The sequence below is a fragment of the Roseateles oligotrophus genome (assembly GCF_014204525.1).
GTDB classification, from domain to species: domain Bacteria; phylum Pseudomonadota; class Gammaproteobacteria; order Burkholderiales; family Burkholderiaceae_C; genus Paucibacter_A; species Paucibacter_A oligotrophus_A.
Genome location: NZ_JACHLP010000001.1, coordinates 593,273 through 609,237, shown reverse-complemented (window position 1 = coordinate 609,237; position 15,965 = coordinate 593,273). Strand labels below are relative to the sequence as shown.

Annotated in this window: 10 protein-coding genes; 3 read left to right on the top strand and 7 right to left on the bottom strand. The window is 65.5% G+C overall.

The window, feature by feature from the left end; all coding sequences use genetic code 11:
- The 5 genes from HNP55_RS02785 to argA all read right to left on the bottom strand — a co-directional run bounded on the left by HNP55_RS02785 (nucleotide 1) and on the right by argA (nucleotide 6,992).
- Nucleotides 1–3,093, bottom strand: a complete 3,093-nt coding sequence (locus tag HNP55_RS02785; RefSeq protein WP_184295926.1) for a GGDEF domain-containing phosphodiesterase — start codon at nucleotides 3,091–3,093, stop codon at nucleotides 1–3.
- A gap of 313 nt (nucleotides 3,094–3,406) precedes the next feature.
- Entirely contained in the window at nucleotides 3,407–3,703 is a 297-nt protein-coding gene (locus HNP55_RS02780) for an H-NS histone family protein (protein WP_124446203.1), read from the bottom strand.
- Between the two features lie 194 nt (nucleotides 3,704–3,897).
- Nucleotides 3,898–4,944 (bottom strand): Fe(3+) ABC transporter substrate-binding protein, encoded by a 1,047-nt coding sequence (locus HNP55_RS02775; RefSeq protein WP_184295924.1) that lies wholly within the window; start codon nucleotides 4,942–4,944, stop codon nucleotides 3,898–3,900.
- A 202-nt stretch (nucleotides 4,945–5,146) separates the two neighbouring features.
- Nucleotides 5,147–5,419, bottom strand: a complete 273-nt coding sequence (locus tag HNP55_RS02770) for an oxidative damage protection protein (RefSeq protein WP_184295922.1) — start codon at nucleotides 5,417–5,419, stop codon at nucleotides 5,147–5,149.
- A 232-nt stretch (nucleotides 5,420–5,651) separates the two neighbouring features.
- Entirely contained in the window at nucleotides 5,652–6,992 is a 1,341-nt protein-coding gene (gene argA / locus HNP55_RS02765; RefSeq protein WP_184295920.1) for an amino-acid N-acetyltransferase, read from the bottom strand.
- A gap of 141 nt (nucleotides 6,993–7,133) precedes the next feature.
- Here argA and hrpA point away from each other — a divergent pair, with 141 nt between their 5' ends.
- Genes hrpA through HNP55_RS02750 form a run of 3 tightly spaced genes read left to right on the top strand, consistent with a single transcriptional unit; the run spans nucleotide 7,134 to nucleotide 13,474 of the window.
- Complete coding sequence (gene hrpA, locus HNP55_RS02760) at nucleotides 7,134–10,940, top strand: ATP-dependent RNA helicase HrpA (protein ID WP_348648659.1); 3,807 nt, start codon at nucleotides 7,134–7,136, stop codon at nucleotides 10,938–10,940.
- Between the two features lie 60 nt (nucleotides 10,941–11,000).
- Nucleotides 11,001–12,845, top strand: coding sequence for a DUF294 nucleotidyltransferase-like domain-containing protein (locus tag HNP55_RS02755; protein ID WP_184295916.1), 1,845 nt, complete (start codon nucleotides 11,001–11,003; stop codon nucleotides 12,843–12,845).
- Nucleotides 12,842–13,474 carry a 3'-5' exonuclease gene (locus HNP55_RS02750; protein ID WP_184295914.1) on the top strand — a complete coding sequence of 211 codons (633 nt, stop codon included), beginning with the start codon at nucleotides 12,842–12,844 and terminating at the stop codon, nucleotides 13,472–13,474. The genes HNP55_RS02755 and HNP55_RS02750 overlap by 4 nt, the downstream gene beginning before the upstream one ends.
- A 390-nt stretch (nucleotides 13,475–13,864) precedes the next feature.
- Here HNP55_RS02750 and HNP55_RS02745 read toward each other — a convergent pair whose 3' ends face one another.
- Together HNP55_RS02745 and HNP55_RS02740 are read right to left on the bottom strand one after the other, a co-directional pair.
- Complete coding sequence (locus HNP55_RS02745; protein ID WP_184295912.1) at nucleotides 13,865–15,592, bottom strand: cation acetate symporter; 1,728 nt, start codon at nucleotides 15,590–15,592, stop codon at nucleotides 13,865–13,867.
- Complete coding sequence (locus HNP55_RS02740; RefSeq protein WP_184295910.1) at nucleotides 15,589–15,897, bottom strand: DUF485 domain-containing protein; 309 nt, start codon at nucleotides 15,895–15,897, stop codon at nucleotides 15,589–15,591. The genes HNP55_RS02745 and HNP55_RS02740 overlap by 4 nt, the downstream gene beginning before the upstream one ends.
- Nucleotides 15,898–15,965 lie beyond the last annotated feature (68 nt).

Genomic DNA, 15,965 nt, shown 5'->3' with positions numbered 1-15,965 from the left:
CTAAGGCACGCCGGCAGCGCCGCCGCCGATGCGGGTGCGCCATCCGGCTTGGGCGAAGCCTTGCACCCAGTCCGGCACGTCGGTCGCGGGCATGGCAGGCGCGATGCCATTGCCCTGGCCCAGCTGGCAGCCCATGGCCAGCAGGGCCTGGGCGTGGGCGGCCGATTCCACCCCCTCGGCCACCACGCTGCAGCCAAAGTTGCGGGCCAGGCCGATGACGCCCTCCACCAGGGCGCTGTCCTGCGGGTCCAGCAGCATATTCTGCACAAAGGAGCGGTCGATCTTGAGGGCATCGACGGGCAGGCGCTTCAGATAGGTGAGGGTGGAGTAGCCGGTGCCGAAGTCGTCCAGCGCGAAGCTGACGCCAAAGCTGCGGCAGCGCTGGATCAGGGCGTGGGTGGCGTCCACATCGGCCAGGGCGGCCGATTCCAGCACCTCCAGGCAGAGGTGGCTGGCGACGGGCTCGGGGTGGCGGCGAATCAGCTCCAGCAGGCGCTGGGAGAAGTCCGGCATTTGCAACTGGCGTGCCGTCACATTGACGCTGACTTGCAGGGGCAGGCCATCCAACAGCCACTGGGCGCATTGCTTCAGCGCTTGTTCAATCACCCAATCCCCTACCTGTACCGCCAGGCCGGTGGATTCGATCAGGGGCAGGAAGTGCAGGGGCGAGAGCAGGCCGCGCTCCGGGTGCTGCCAGCGCAGCAAGGCCTCCATGCCCAGCACCTCGCCGCTGTGCATATCGATCTTGGGTTGGTAGAAGAGTTGCAGTTCGTTGGCGTCCAGGGCCTGCTGCACCCGGGCCAGCGCGATCAGGCTGGCCTCATCGCGCAGGCGCTTGGCGGTGTCGAACAGCTGGAAGGCGTTGCGGCCGCTGTGCTTGACCCGGTAGAGCGCATGGCCGGCGTGGCGCATCAGGGTTTCGGCGTCGGAGTTGTCCTGCGGGTAGACGGTGGCGCCAATGCTGGCGGTGATGCTGAGTACCTGGGCTTCGGCGCCGGCCGTGGCGGACTCCAGGCGGTAGGGCAGGGACAGCAGCTTGAGCAGGCGCTCCAGGGCCAGCTGGGTTTCCTCCTGACTGCTGCCGCGCAAGAGCAGGGCAAATTCATCGCCGCTCAGGCGGGCAACGGTATCGGCCCATTGCGGGGCGCTGCGCAAGGCGTTCTTCAGGCGCAGGCCGACTTGCTGCAGCAAGGCGTCGGCCACATCGCTGCCGCGCTGGCTGTTGATGCGCTTGAACTGGTCCAGGTCGACGCGGCAGATGCTGAGGCGAAAGCCTTCTCGCTCGGCCTGTTGCAGGCCGGCATGCAGGCGGCGCATGAACTCCTCCTGATTGGGCAGATGGGTCAGGGCGTCAAAGCGGGACTGGCGTTCCAGCAACTCCTGCTGCAGCAAGGTGGTGGTGAGGTCGGTGACGGTCACGACCCGGTAGCGCAGCGGGCCATCGGGTTCGGGGACGGTGGAGACGGTCAGCTGCAGCTGGCAGGGGCTGCCATCGGCGCGTTCGGTATGCACCCGGCATTGCCAGAAGCCCTGGCTGGCCAGGGCCGCCAGCATCTGCGCCGGGTCCAGGCCGGAGCGGCGCAAGGTGGCCGCACTGAGCGGGGTGGCCGCCTGGCCGATCAAGGCCTCGCGCGGCGCGCCCAGCATCTCGCAATAGCTGGGGTTGACGTCCAGCACTTGGTTGTCCAGGTCGGTCAGCATCAAGCCCTCGTGGATGTGCTGGAACAGGCTGATGCTCATGCGCTGCCGCTCCTCCGCCGTGTGGCGCCAGGAGATGTCGGCCAGCGTGCACTGCAGATAGAGTGCACGGCCCGGCCGGCCGGCATGGAAGCTGCGCTCCTGCACCAGGGCGCGCAGCTCGAAATGCCGCCATTCCCCGTTCTTGCCCAGCAGCCGAACCGTCTCGCGGCAGCTTTCCTTGCCCACGGCGGGCAGCAGGCTTTCCAGGGCTTGGCGCACCCGTTCGCGGTCCAGCGGGTGGGCGGCCGCCAGCCAATGGCCGATGGGCGCGCTGGCCGCCGACAGCGGCCCCAGCTCGCGCAGCCACAGGGCCGAGGCGCTGACCAGGCTGGCGCCCTGCGGCCCCAAGCGCCATTCGGCCTGCGCCAGATCGGCATTGGCCAGGACGCGCTGCCAATCCTGCTGGCGTTCATGCAGCTGCGCCTTCAGCGTGCCGGCCAGCAAGGGGATGGCGGCCAGGCTGGCCAGATAGCCCCAGATCAGCGCTGCGGATGGGCCGTCGGTCCCCGCGCCCAGTGGCCCCAAGCCCTGGGCGCTGGCCAGCAAGACCAGGGCATTGAAGGCCAGAGCGGCCAAGGTGGGCAGGGCGCGGCCCCGGCCCAGGCTCATGGCCGCGAGCAGCCCATGAGGCAGGAATATCCAGGCGGCCCGGCTTGAGGCGGCGCCGTTCTGGCTTGCGAAAAAAGGGGTGGCGCTGGCCAGCAAGGCCAGGCTCAGCAGCAGCTGCAGCGGCAGTTCTGCCCAGTGGGTCTGGGCAAGACCTTGTTGCCCCGGCGTCTTGCCTTGCCAGAGCTCAAGCAGGGCAAGCCAGGCGGGTGCCAGGCTCAGCACGCTGAAGGCATGGCTGGCGCTGCCCAGGGCCCAGGCCAGGCCGGGGGAGTGGTCCATGGGGCCGAGCAGCAGGGGCAGCAAGCCGCTGAGGGCCGGGCCCAGCAGCAAGGCCGCGGCGCAGAACAGCAGCAGGTCGCGACGCCGGGTCAGCGTAGGGTGGAAGTCCCAGCGCCGCAGCCACAGGGCGGCGGCGGCCGGCCCGACCAGTTCAAGCATTTTTTGCACGCCCCAGATCCAGCTGGGGCCCTGCGGGTTGTTGGGTTCTTGCACCAGCAGCAGGCCGGCTATGCCCAGCAGCAAGCCCGGTAATGCGCGCTTGCCGCGCCAGAAAAAAGCCAGCAAGGCGAGCGCGGCCGGCGGCCAGATCAAGGCAGGGGCGGTCGCCGCTGCAGGGCTGCTCAGGAACGGCCAGGCGCAGAGCAGGTAGGCCAGGGCCAGCAAAGGCGTCTGCGCGAATTCCAGCAACCAGGGCCGGCGGAGCGGCTGGGGCGTGTTCGCGGGCGCGCTGGCAATGTTGTCCAAATCATCCACGAATATTTGTTGCGGCGCAGGGCTGCAAAAAGGGGCGAGCATGGGCTTATCAATGGTCCAGTGGGAGGTTTCCAGACCCGACAATCAGCGCGAAAACCGCCTCGTGAATATTGTCAAACTGTTGGACCCGCGGGAATCCTAGCAGTTGGCTCCGCGCCTATCGAAGCCGTGGCCCCCTCGATTCGGGTGGGTGGGAAAACCTTGGGTGCATGCCCATATTGCGGTAGACGCAAAAAAGCCACCGCAGCGGGTGGCTTTTTGAGGTTGGCCTGGGGAGCTTAAACCCATGGCGGGATCTGTATGTTCAGACGTGGAAATCAGCCAGATTAGCGCCGGCTGCAATGGCGGCTTTCAGCCATTTGGGTTGCAGGCCGCGGCCGCTCCAGGTTTCGCCGGTGGCTTGGTTGCGGTACTTGACCGCTACTTTGGAAACCTTGGCTGCCTTGGGTGTGCGGGTGCTCAGATCTGCGGCCGTCAAACCATAGTCCGACATCAGAGACTTGACCTTCGCAATCGCTTCGGCGCGCTCGCGCTCCTTGGTTTGCGAAATTTGTTCGTCAAGCGCGGCCCGTTGGGCCAAAAGGTCTTTGAGAGAAGACATATGCAAATCCTCGCGAAATAGGGGTGAGGCAAAACCTGGACGGGCCCATTATAGGCATGGGTGAAAAGAAACAGCCAGATCCAGAGTTTTACCGGCGCCCCTTTTGTTGTCTTTTTGTCGGCGTTTGCATATGCCGGAAGTCAGGGCGGGTGGGTATCTCCCGAGTAGATACTGCCGCCCCGGCTGCTTTCAAATCACTTGTAGCCGACCCGATCCAGCAACTGTTGCACCTTGGGCAGATTCGGGCCAATCGCGGCCACCGGGATGGTTTCACTCTTGAAGTTACCGAGTGCGGTCAGGGCCGGATTGGCGGGGCGCAGGCCGGCCACGACGGGCCATTCGTTATTGCCGTTGGCGAAATAGCCCTGGGCTTCGTCGCTGCTCAAATACTCGAGGAATTTGACGGCGTTGTCGCGATTTTTGGCGTGCTTGGCCACTGCGCCACCGGCGATATTGATGTGGGTGCCCCAGCTTTGTTGATTAGGGAAAACCACGCCAATTTTTTCCACCACCGCGCGGTCATCCGGCTTGTCCGAACGCATCAGCCGGGCCAGATAGTAAGTGTTGGTGATGGCCACGCCGCATTCACCGCTGGCGACCGCCTTGATTTGGTCGGTATCGCCGCCCTTGGGGGCGCGGGCCATATTCGCGACCACGCCCTTCAGCCAGGTTTCGGTGGCGGCGGCGCCCAGATGCTCATACATCGAGCCAAATAGCGAGAGGTTGTAGGGGTGCGAACCCGAGCGGGTGCAAACCCGGCCCTTATTCTTGGCCTCGCCCAAATCCTCGTAGTTCTGCACGTCCTGTTTCTGGACGTTTTGCTTGTTGTAAACGATCACGCGCGCACGCGTCGACAAGCCAAACCATTCCGTGCCTTTGTCACTGGGCTTGGCGCGCAAATGGGCGGGGATTCGTTGCTCCAGCACGGTGGATTTGACGGGTTGGAACAGGCCGTCTTCGTCGGCCTGCCAAAGGCGTGCGGCATCTACCAGCAAAACCACATCGGCGGGGCTGGCTGCGCCCTCGCTTTTCAAGCGGGCCAGCAGGCCGGCATCGTCGGTATCGACCCGGTTGATTTTGATGCCGGTGGCCTTGGTGAAATTGGCGTACAGCGCCTCATCGGTTTGATAGTGGCGGGCCGAATATAGATTCAGCACTTGTTCCTGTGCCAGTGCCGGCGCGGCAAAAGCACTCAACACGGCCAGGGAAAGCAGGGGCTTTACGAATTTGGACAAACGCATGATGACTCCGTACCTAGAAAGTGAGGTGCCGAAAGTTTACATGGAACAAGAATTATTCTTGTTTGATCGTGCGAGGGTCGGAGCCCGCGCTGCCCAGCCTGTTTGCGCTCCTATCCAAGTGCCGAAGAAGAATGGTTGGTGCCCTCATCACCTGCGCAGCGCGCCAATGAGTGGGCCCCACCATTCTTCGCCGTCACGGCGTTCAGGCCGATGGCGGGACATAACCCGCCACCGCTTCGGCACCCGTGCCGAAGAAGAATTGCTCCATCTGGCGGGCCAGGTATTGGCGGGCGCGCAGATCAGCCAGATTCAGGCGGTTTTCATTCACCAGCATGGTCTGGTGCTTGAGCCACAGGGCCCAGGCTTCCTTGCTGACCTCTTGGTAGATGCGCTTGCCCAGATCGCCGGGGTAGGGCGCGAAGTCCAGGCCTTCGCCCTCTTTTTTCAGATGAACACATTGCACGGTGCGAGCCATGGCGATACCTCTTCAGAACAGGTGAGAAAAATGCTTGGGCGCACTGTAGCGCCCGGCCAAAAACCGCGGGCAGGGCGGGGCAAGAATGCTCAGAGGGTGAGAACTTTTGTCGCGAGCGGTCGTCAGGCTAGGCGGACGGAGCGCAGGAACCGGAACGTACTCCCTGTACGTGAGGATTCCGAGCACCGTCCAACGACGCATGGCGACCGCGCAGTAAAAAGTTCTCACCCTCTCAGGCGAGCTTCTTGACCAGCACCTGGGAGCGGCGGTCCCAGTTGTATTTGCGCTTGCGCTCTTCGGGCAGCCATTCCGGGTCCACCTGCACAAAACCGCGCTTGATGAACCAGTGCATGGTGCGGGTGGTTAGCACAAAGATGCTGGCCAGGCCCTGGGCCTTGGCGCGCTGCTCCACCCGCTTCAGGATGCGGTCGCCGTCACCCTGGCCTTGCACGGCGGGCGAGATGGTCAGCGCCGCCATCTCGGCCGTCTTGGCCTCGACATAGGGGTAGAGGGCGGCGCAGCCGAAGATCACGCCGTCATGCTCGATGACGGTGTAGAGCTCGACATCGCGTTCGATCTCGGTGCGGTCGCGCTTGACCAGGGTGCCGTCGCGCTCGAAGGGCTCGATCAGATTGATGATGCCGGCCACATCGTCCGAGCTGGCCTCGCGCAGGCTTTCCAGCTTCTCGTCCACCACCATGGTGCCGATGCCGTCGTGGGTGTAGACCTCTTGCAGCAAGGCGCCGTCCACCGCCAGCGGCAGGATGTGGGAGCGCTCCACCCCACCCAGACAGGCGCGCACGCAGTGCTGCAGATAAAAGCCTACGTCCAGCGGCGAGGTGGGCTTGGGGCTAGCGGCCAGCAGGCGCTGGGCGTCGATGACGGCCAGCTCGGTGTCGATGGGGCTGTTCGGGTCCTTGGGGTTCTCGGGCACGCCCGCCACCTCGCAGACGAACAAGAGCTTGTCGGCCTGCAGGGCGATGGCGGTGCTGGTGGCCACGTCTTCCATGCTCAGATTGAAGGCCTCGCCGGTGGGCGAGAAGCCAAAGGGCGACAGCAGCACGATGGCGCCGATGTCGATCGCCTTCTGGATGGCCGTGGCGTCGACCTTGCGCACCACGCCGCTGTGCTGGAAGTCCACGCCGTCGACGATGCCCACGGGCCGCGCGGTCAGGAAGTTACCTGACACCACCCGCACTGCGGCATTGGCCATGGGGGTGTTGGGCAGGCCTTGGGAGAAGGCGGCCTCGATCTCGAAGCGCAGCTGGCCGGCGGCCTCTTGCGCGCAGTCCAGGGTCACGGCATCGGTGATGCGCATGCCCTGGCTGTAGCGGGCCGGGTGTCCCTTGGCCACCAATTGCTCGTTCACCTGGGGGCGGAAACCATGGACCAGCACGATCTTGATGCCCATGGCATGCAGGATGGCGAGGTCTTGGACGAAGGCATTGAGTTTGCCCGCCGCCACCAGCTCACCGGTCATGCCGACCACAAAGGTCTCACCTCGGTAGGCGTGGATATAGGGGGCGACGGCGCGAAACCAGGGGACGAAGGTGTGGGGGAAAACCAGGCTCATGCCGGGATTGTGCCGCAGGGATTCGGTGCTTCCTTCAGCTTTCGTCTGCGGAGCACGGATAATCCGCGCCTCGTGAACGATCAGACCCCCACTCCCAAGCCGCCCGCAGCGCGCCGACCCAGGCCCCAGCAAGATGCCCGGATCCAGAGCGCCAACCCGCTGCCCCCCATCACCTTCCCCGAATTGCTGCCGGTCTCCAGCCGGCGCGAGGACATCGCGCGGGCGCTGGCCGAGCACCAGGTCATCATCGTCTGCGGCGAGACCGGCTCGGGCAAGACCACCCAGCTGCCCAAGATCGCCCTGGCCCTGGGCCGCGGCCGCGCCAATACCGGCAAGCTGATCGGCCACACCCAGCCGCGCCGCATCGCCGCCAGCAGCGTGGCCAAGCGCATTGCCGAGGAGTTGAAGACGCCGCTGGGTGAGATCGTCGGCTACAAGGTGCGCTTCCAGGACCGCTTGCAGCCGGGCGCCAGCGTCAAGCTGATGACGGACGGCATCTTGCTGGCCGAAACTCAGACCGACCCGCTGCTGCGCGCCTACGACACGCTGATCATCGACGAGGCCCATGAGCGTTCGCTGAACATCGACTTCCTCTTGGGCTATCTGCGTGAGTTGCTGCCGCGCCGGCCCGACCTGAAGCTGATCGTCACCTCGGCCACCATCGATGCCGAGCGCTTTGCCAAGCATTTCGAGTCCAGCAAAGGTCCGGCGCCGGTGCTGATGGTCTCGGGCCGCACCTTCCCGGTGGAACAGCGCTACCGTCCGTTTGAGGAGTCACGCGAGTACGACCTCAACAACGCCATCACCGACGCCGTCGATGAGTTGTGGCGCGAGGGCGGCGGCGATGTCTTGGTCTTCCTGCCCGGCGAGCGCGAGATCCGTGAGGCGGCCGAGGCCTTGCGCAAGCACCACCCGCCCGGTGTGGACGTGCTGCCCCTGTTCGCCCGCCTGTCCCAGCAGGAGCAGGATCGCGTCTTCGAGCCCCATGGCCAGCGCCGCATCGTCTTGGCCACCAATGTGGCCGAAACCTCGCTGACCGTCCCGGGCATCCGTTACGTCATCGACCCCGGCACCGCCCGGGTCAAGCGTTACAGCTACCGCAACAAGGTCGAGCAGCTGCAGATCGAGCCGGTCAGCCAAAGCTCGGCCAACCAGCGCGCCGGCCGCTGCGGTCGGGTAAGTAACGGCATCTGCATACGGCTTTACGACGAAAAGGACTATCTCGCCCGGCCGCGCTTCACCGACCCCGAAATCCTGCGTTCGTCCCTGGCCGGCGTGATTCTGCGCATGAAGTCCCTGGGCCTGGGCCAGGTGGACAGCTTCCCCTTCATCGAGGCGCCGCCGCGCAAGGCGATTGCCGATGGCTATCAGCTGCTGCAGGAACTGGGCGCGGTGGACGACTTGAACGAGTTGACCCCGCTGGGCAAGGAGCTGTCGCGCCTGCCCCTGGACCCGCGCGTGGGCCGGATGATTCTGGAAGCCCGCTCGCGCGAAGCCTTGAGCGAGGTGCTCATCATCGCCAGCGCCCTCAGCGGCCAGGATGTGCGCGACCGGCCCATGGAGCAGCAACAGGCGGCGGACGAGCGGCACAAGAAGTTCGACGACGAGAAGTCGGAGTTCATGGGCTACTTGAAGCTGTGGAAGTGGATAGAAGAAGCCAAGGGCGGGCACGGCGAACATAAGCTGTCAAATAGACGGTATGAGGCCTTGCTGCGCGAAAACTTCATCAGCCCGCGCCGCGTGCGCGAGTGGAAGGACATCTACTCCCAGCTGCACACCGTGGTGGCCGAGCAGGGCTGGCGCATCAACGGCAGCCCCGCCATCTACGAGCAATTGCACCTCAGCATGCTGGCCGGCTTGCTGGGCAATCTGGGCTGCAAGAGCGATGAGGACGACTGGTATCTGGGGGCGCGCGGCATCAAGTTCTGGCGCCACCCCGGCGCCCACCTGAGCAAGAAGCCGGGCCGCTGGATCGTGGCCGCCGAGCTGGTGGACACCACCCGCTTGTTCGGCCGTGGCATCGCTAACATCGAGCCTCAGTGGCTGCCCGGCATCGCCGGCCATCTGATCAAGACCCAGCTGCTGGAGCCGCATTGGGAGAAGAAGGCGGCCGAGGTGATCGCGTTGGAGCGGGCGACGCTGTACGGCATCGTCATCTACAACAACCGCCGGGTGAACTTCGGCAATGTGGATGCCCGGGCCGCGCGTGAGATTTTCATCCGCGAGGCCCTGGTCAACGGCGAGTGGGACAGCCGCCTGCCTTTCCTGGCCCACAACACACGCCAGATCCGCAAGGTCGAGGAGCTGGAGCACAAATCGCGCCGCCAGGACGTGCTGGTCGATGATGAGCTGATCTACGCCTATTACGACAGCCAGTTGCCGGCCGAGGTGTGCTCGGGCGCGACGTTGGAGCGCTGGTACCGCCAAGCATCCAAGTTAGAACCCAAGCTGCTGCACCTCAGCCAGGACGAGCTGATGCGCCACGAGGCCGCCGGCGTCACCAGCAGCGCCTTTCCCAAGATCTTGCGCCTGGGCGGGGTGGATTGCGCGACCGAGTACCTGCACCAGCCCGGCGATGCGCGGGATGGCGTCACCGTCACCGTGCCCATCTATGCCCTCAACCAGGTCAGCGAGGAGCGCGCCGAATGGCTGGTGCCCGGCATGCTGGAGGCCAAGCTGATGGCCTTGCTGAAGAGCTTGCACCAGCGCCCGCGCTCACGCCTGGTGCCGTTGCCGGATTTCATCGCCGAGTTCGTCGCCACCCATGCTTTTGCCCAAGGTACTTTGGTCGAGGTCTTGCTGAAGGCGGTCAAGGAGCGCAGCCAGATCGCCGTGCAGCGCAATGACTTCAAGCTGGAGCAATTGCAGCCCCATCTATTCATGAACTTCCGCGTGGTGGACGAGCATGGCCGCCAACTGGGCCAGGGCCGCAATCTGGCGGCCTTGAAGGCCGAGCTGGGCGGCCAGGCGCGCTCGGCCTTCCAGGCCCTGGCGGCGCTCAAGCTGCCGGCCGCGGCTGCACCCGCGCCGCTGCCGCCTGTCGCCAAGGGCGGCATCCGGGCCGAGGTGGCGCCAGCGCCCAAGCCGGCCCAGGAGGCCAGCAAGACCTACACGGCCTGGAGCTTTGGCGAGTTACCTGAGCTGATGGAGGTCAAGCGCGGCGCCCAGGCCTTGGTCGGCTTCCCGGCCCTGATAGATCGGGGCACGCATGTGGAGATCGAGGTCTTTGACGAGCCCGAAATCGCGGCGGCCAAGCATCTGCTGGGCCTGCGCCGCTTGCTGGCCTTGCAGCTCAAGGAACCGCTCAAGTTCCTGGAAAAAAACATCCCCGATCTGCAAAAGATGTCGGTGCTGTACATGAGCCTGGGCACGGCCGAGGAATTGCGCGAGCAGATCATCGGCCTGGCCCTGGAGCGCGCCTTCCTGGCCGAGCCCCTGCCCAAAAACGAGTTCGAGTTCAAGGCGCGCTTGGAAGAAGGGCGCTCGCGCCTGAACCTGATCGCCCAGGAAGTGGCGCGCCAGACCGGCGTGGTCTTGCAAGACTACACGGCGGCCACGCGCAAGCTCAAGGACGCCCGCGCCGCCAAGGAGGTGGCCGAGGACATCACGGCCCAATTGCAGCGCTTGCTGCCCAAGAACTTCGTCAGCGCCACGCCCTGGGCCCAGCTCCAGCATCTGCCGCGTTACCTGAAGGCCATCACGGCGCGGCTGGACAAGCTGCGCGCCGACCCGGCCCGCGACGCCAAGCTGCTGGCCGAGCTGCGCCCGCTGGAGCAGCGCTATCTGCGCCGCGTCATCGAGTTGAAGGGCAGGGTGGATGGCCGCCTGGTGGACTTCCGCTGGCAGCTGGAGGAGTTGCGCGTCAGCCTCTTCGCCCAGGAGCTGCGCACGCCCCAGCCGGTCAGCGTCAAGCGGCTGGAGAAGGTTTGGGCGAGTCTGAGTAGCTGAGAGAAAAAGCCTGGTGTCAGCCAGGCGTGCTCAGATCGGCCCCAGACTTCGCCGCCCACCGTGCCCTACGCCTTCAACTTCAATAGCTCGCCCTTTGACTGCCTGAGCCTGGATGAGCGCCAGCGCGTGCGGGACGGGCTGGACATCGCCTACTTCCGCCCCGGCGAGGTCTTGCTGGCGCCGGGCGCGGCGCCCGAATATCTCTTCATCCTGATCAAGGGCTTTGTCCAGCAGTTCGAAGGCGAGGGCGGCGAGGAGCATATCGCCACCTACGGGCCCGAGGATAGCTTCGACGGCCGCGCCCTGGTGGCCGGCAAGGCCAGCGGCCGCTTTGTCGCAGCCCAGGAGGTGCTGGCCTACCAGCTGGCCCGCAGCACGGTGACCGAGCTGATCGCCAGCAATGCCACCTTCAGCGCCCTGTTGTTTGCCGACCTGTCCAAGAAGATCAGCGCCCTGGCGGCGCGCGGCAGCCAGCACGAGCTGCAGTCCCTGGGCCTGGCCCAGGTGGGGCAGGCCGGTCTGCGCGCCGTCCACCGCGTGGCGGCGGATGCCGACATCGTCAGCGTCGTGCGCTGCTTTGCCGAGCAGCGCTGCGACCATGTGCTGGTGCAGGACGCGCGCAGCACGCCGCCCCGGCTGGGCCTGTTCAGCAGCAGCGATCTGCAGCGGGCCATTCTGGATGGCCGGCCGCTGGACCAACTGGCCGTGGGCGAGCTGGCCAGCGAGCAACTGGTCTGCGTGTCGGCACAGGATTCGCTGTTCGACGCCCTGATCGTCATGACCCGCCACAAGGTGCGCCGGGTGCTGGTGCGCCAGGGCCGCGAGCCCGAGGGCGCCATCCTCGGCGTGCTGGACCAGCTGGAGCTGCTGAGCTTTCTGAGCAACCACTCCTATCTGATCACGCGCCAGATCCAGGAGGCTCAGGGCCTGGACGAGCTGCAGGCCGCGGCCCGCCAGATCGACGCCTTGATCGCCCTGCTGCAGCGCGGCGGCACCAAGGTCGGCCAGATCGCCCGCCTGGTGCAGGAGCTCAATGCCCAGCTGTTCGAGCGTGCCTGGCAGCTGATCGCCCCGGCCGATTTGCGCGCCAATAGCTGCTTGTTCGTGATGGGCAGCGAGGGCCGCGGCGAGCAATTGCTCAAGACCGACCAGGACAATGGCCTGGTCCTGCGCGAGGGCTATGCGCCGCCCGCCGAGCTGGCCCAGATCTGCCAGCGCTTCTCGCAGGCCCTGAGCGACTTCGGCTACCCCGAATGCCCGGGCGGCATCATGCTCAGCCGGCCGGCGTGGCGCCATGGCGCCGATGAATTTGCCCAGCAGCTGCGGCGCTGGCTGCTGATGCCCACGCCCGACAGCCTGATGAATCTGGCCATCTTCATCGACGCCCACGCCGTGGCCGGCGACGCCGTGCTGCTGGAGGCGCTGCGGGCCGAGGTCTTCAAGCAGGTGCTGGACAACGACGCCGTGATGGCGCGCTTTTGCTCTGCCATCAACGCCTTCGACCAGGGCCAGGGCTGGTGGAACAAGCTGCTGGCCCTGGGCGAGGGCGGCGGCCCCCTGCTGGACTTGAAGAAGGTCGGCAGCTTCCCGTTGGTGCATGGCATCCGCAGTCTGGCCCTGGCCCACCGGGTCAAGGCCGTGGGCACGGTGGCACGCATCCAGGCCTTGGCGGAGCAAGGCCATCTGCCGCCCGATCTGGCGGATCAGCTGATCGACAGCCTGCACTTCTTCATGGGCCTCAAGCTCAAGACCGGCCTGGCCCGGCTGGAGCAAGGCCTGGCGCCGGGCGGTATTGATCTGGAGCAGCTCTCCAGCCTGGATCGCCATCTGCTCAAGGAGGCGCTGGGCGTGGTCAAGCGCCTGCGCACCCTGCTCTTCCTGCGCTTCCGGCTGGACATGGTATGAGTGTGTGGGCGGCATTGAAGCAGCGCTGGCTGCTCTACCACCTGGGCCTGCCCGAGTTCGCCCCCATGTTCGGGCCGACGCCGGCGGATGAATGGGTCTCGCTGGACTGCGAGACCACGGGCCTGGACGCGCAGCGCGACGAGATCATCGCCATCGGCGCCGTGCGCATCCAGGGCAATCGGGTGCTGAGCAGCCAGCGCCTGGAGCTGCTGGTCAAGCCCGAGAAGAAGAACCTCACGGCCGCTGCCGTCAAGATCCACGGCCTGCGCGAGCAGGACCTGGCTCAGGGCCTGGACATCGACACGGCCATGCGCCGGCTGCTGCACTTCATCGGCCCGCGCCCCCTGGTGGGCTATTACCTCGAATTCGATGTGGCCCTGATCAACCGGGCCATCTTTCCGATGCTGGGCCTGCGCCTGCCCCAGCCCAAGATCGAGATCTCGTCCCTGTACTACGACTGGAAGCAGCGCCAGCTGCCGCCCTATCAACAGGGCGCTGCGATCGATCTGCGCCTGGACACGCTGATGCAGGACCTGGGCCTGCCCCAGCGCCCCGCCCACAATGCGCTGAACGATGCCGTCATGGCGGCGCTGGCGTTTTTGAAGCTGCGCAGTTTGCTGGCGGATTGAATCGGGCTTGGTATTCGACCCAGGCGACGCGCAGCGAGCCGTGTGGTTTTCGGGTTCCCCGTGTTGCCTGGGCTGCGGTGCTTGACTTTGGCGGGCGGCGCGCAGCGCCATCAACAACTGACTCGCGCCCCTTGTTTGAACGGAGCGTAGCGCAGTGAGTTGGGCGCGGCCCGGCAAAGGCGAGTGCCGCAGCGGACCCCGAAGGGGCCAGGCATTCGGGGCGGTTTCTTTGCCTCCTTTCTTGGGCGCCCAAGAAAGGAGGTCGCCTGCCGGGGCGAACTCCCGGCTGGGCCTTGGCAGAGGGTGACGCAGCCAATGATCAGCGCTGTCAGTGTCACACCGGCCAAAAAAAACCGGGCCAGGCCCGGTTTCGGAGAGAGTCACTTCAGCTTAATGCCCCGACGCACCCGCCGCGCCCAGGCCGGTCTCCGACCGCACTTGCTGCGCCTCAAAGTCCGCCCGTTCCTGCGCTGCCTGCGGGCTGCGGTCCAGCATGCTGAACAGCCAGATGCTGACGAAGGCGATGGTCATGGAGAACAGCGCCGGCGAGCTGTAGGGGAACCAGGCCGAGCCCTTGGGGTTGCCCAGCGTGGCTTCCCACACCGAGGGCGAGACGATGGTCAGGCCCACCGAGGAGATGAGGCCCAGGAAGCCGCCGATCACCGCGCCCTTGGTCGTGCAGTCCTTCCACAACACGCTCATGAAGAGCACGGGGAAGTTGGCCGAGGCGGCGATGGCGAAGGCCAGCGAGACCATGAAGGCGATGTTCTGCTTCTCGAAGGCAATGCCCAGGGCTACGGCGATGACGCCCAGGGCCAGGGTGGTGGCGCGCGAGACCAGCAGCTCCTTGGCGCTGTCGGCCTTGCCGTGCTTGAACACCGTGGCATAGAGGTCGTGCGAGACGGCCGAGGCGCCCGACAGCGTCAGGCCCGCCACCACGGCCAGGATGGTGGCGAAGGCCACGGCCGAGATGAAGCCGTAGAACACATTGCCGCCCACCGACTTGGCCACCAGCACGGCCGCCATATTGGCCGTGCCGGCACCGCCCAGGATCACGCCCTTGGCCACATCGGCATATTCAGGATTGGTCAGCACCAGGGTGATGGCGCCGAAGCCGATGATGAAGATCAGGATGTAGAAGTAGCCGATCCAGGTGGTGGCCCAGAACACCGATTTGCGCGCCTCCTTGGCGTCGGGCACGGTGAAGAAGCGCATCAGGATGTGGGGCAGGCCGGCGGTGCCGAACATCAGGGCCATGCCGAAGCTGATGGCCGAGATGGGGTCTTTGACGAAGCCGCCGGGGTTCATGATGGAGCCGCCGATCTTGGCGGCTTCCTCGGCCGTCTTGCCCGAGTTGGCGGCGATGGCGGTCTTGACCTCCACGCCCTTGGCGAACAAGGCCTCGAAGCTGAAGCCGAACTTGGACATCACCATAAAGGCCATAAAGGTCACGCCCGAGAGCAGCAGCACGGCCTTGATGATCTGCACCCAGGTGGTGGCCGTCATGCCGCCGAAGAGCACGTAAATCATCATCAGCGCACCGACGATGACGACGGCCATCCAGTACTCCAGGCCGAACAGCAGCTTGATCAGCTGGCCCGCACCCACCATCTGGGCGATCAGGTAGAAGGTCACGACCACCAGGGTGCCCGAGGCCGCGAAGGCGCGGATGGGCGTCTGCTTGAAGCGGTAGCCGGCCACGTCGGCAAAGGTGAACTTGCCGAGGTTGCGCAGGCGTTCGGCCATCAGAAAGGTGATGATGGGCCAGCCGACCAGGAAGCCGATGGAGAAGATCAGGCCGTCATAACCGCTGGCCATGACGGCGGCCGAGATGCCCAGGAAGGAGGCTGCCGACATATAGTCGCCGGCGATGGCCAGGCCGTTCTGGAAGCCGGTGATGCCGCCGCCGCCGGTGTAGAAATCGGCCGCCGAGCGGGTCTTGGCGGCCGCCCATTTGGTGATCCACAAGGTGCCGGCCACAAAGACGGCGAACATGGTGATGGCCGTCCAGTTGGTGGCCTGCTTGGCGGCCTGGCCCACATCGCCGCCGGCCGCGAAGGCTGCGGTGGCGAAGCCGACCAGGGCGCTCAGGATGATGGTTTTGCCCCACTGACTCATTTGACTTCCTTCTCGAGAATCTCACGCGTCAGGCGGTCGAATTCATTGTTTGCGCGGCGCACATACAGGCCGGTGATCAGGACGGTGAAGAGGATCACCCCCATGCCGATGGGAATGCCCAGCGAGGTCACGCCGGCGCCTATCTTTTGCGACAGGAATTCCTTGTTGAAGGCGATCAGGGAGATGTAGCCGAAGTACACCACCAGCATGGCGACGGTGAGCGTCCAGCCGAAGCGGTTGCGCTTGGCCTTGAGCTCCTGGTACTTGGGATTGGCCCGTATGCGGGCCACCACGGGGTCTGTCATGTCTTGTTCCTCGGGTTTGTTGAGACTGCTTGGCTCCGGGCCAGTGTGTTGGTCCTGTCTGACCCATA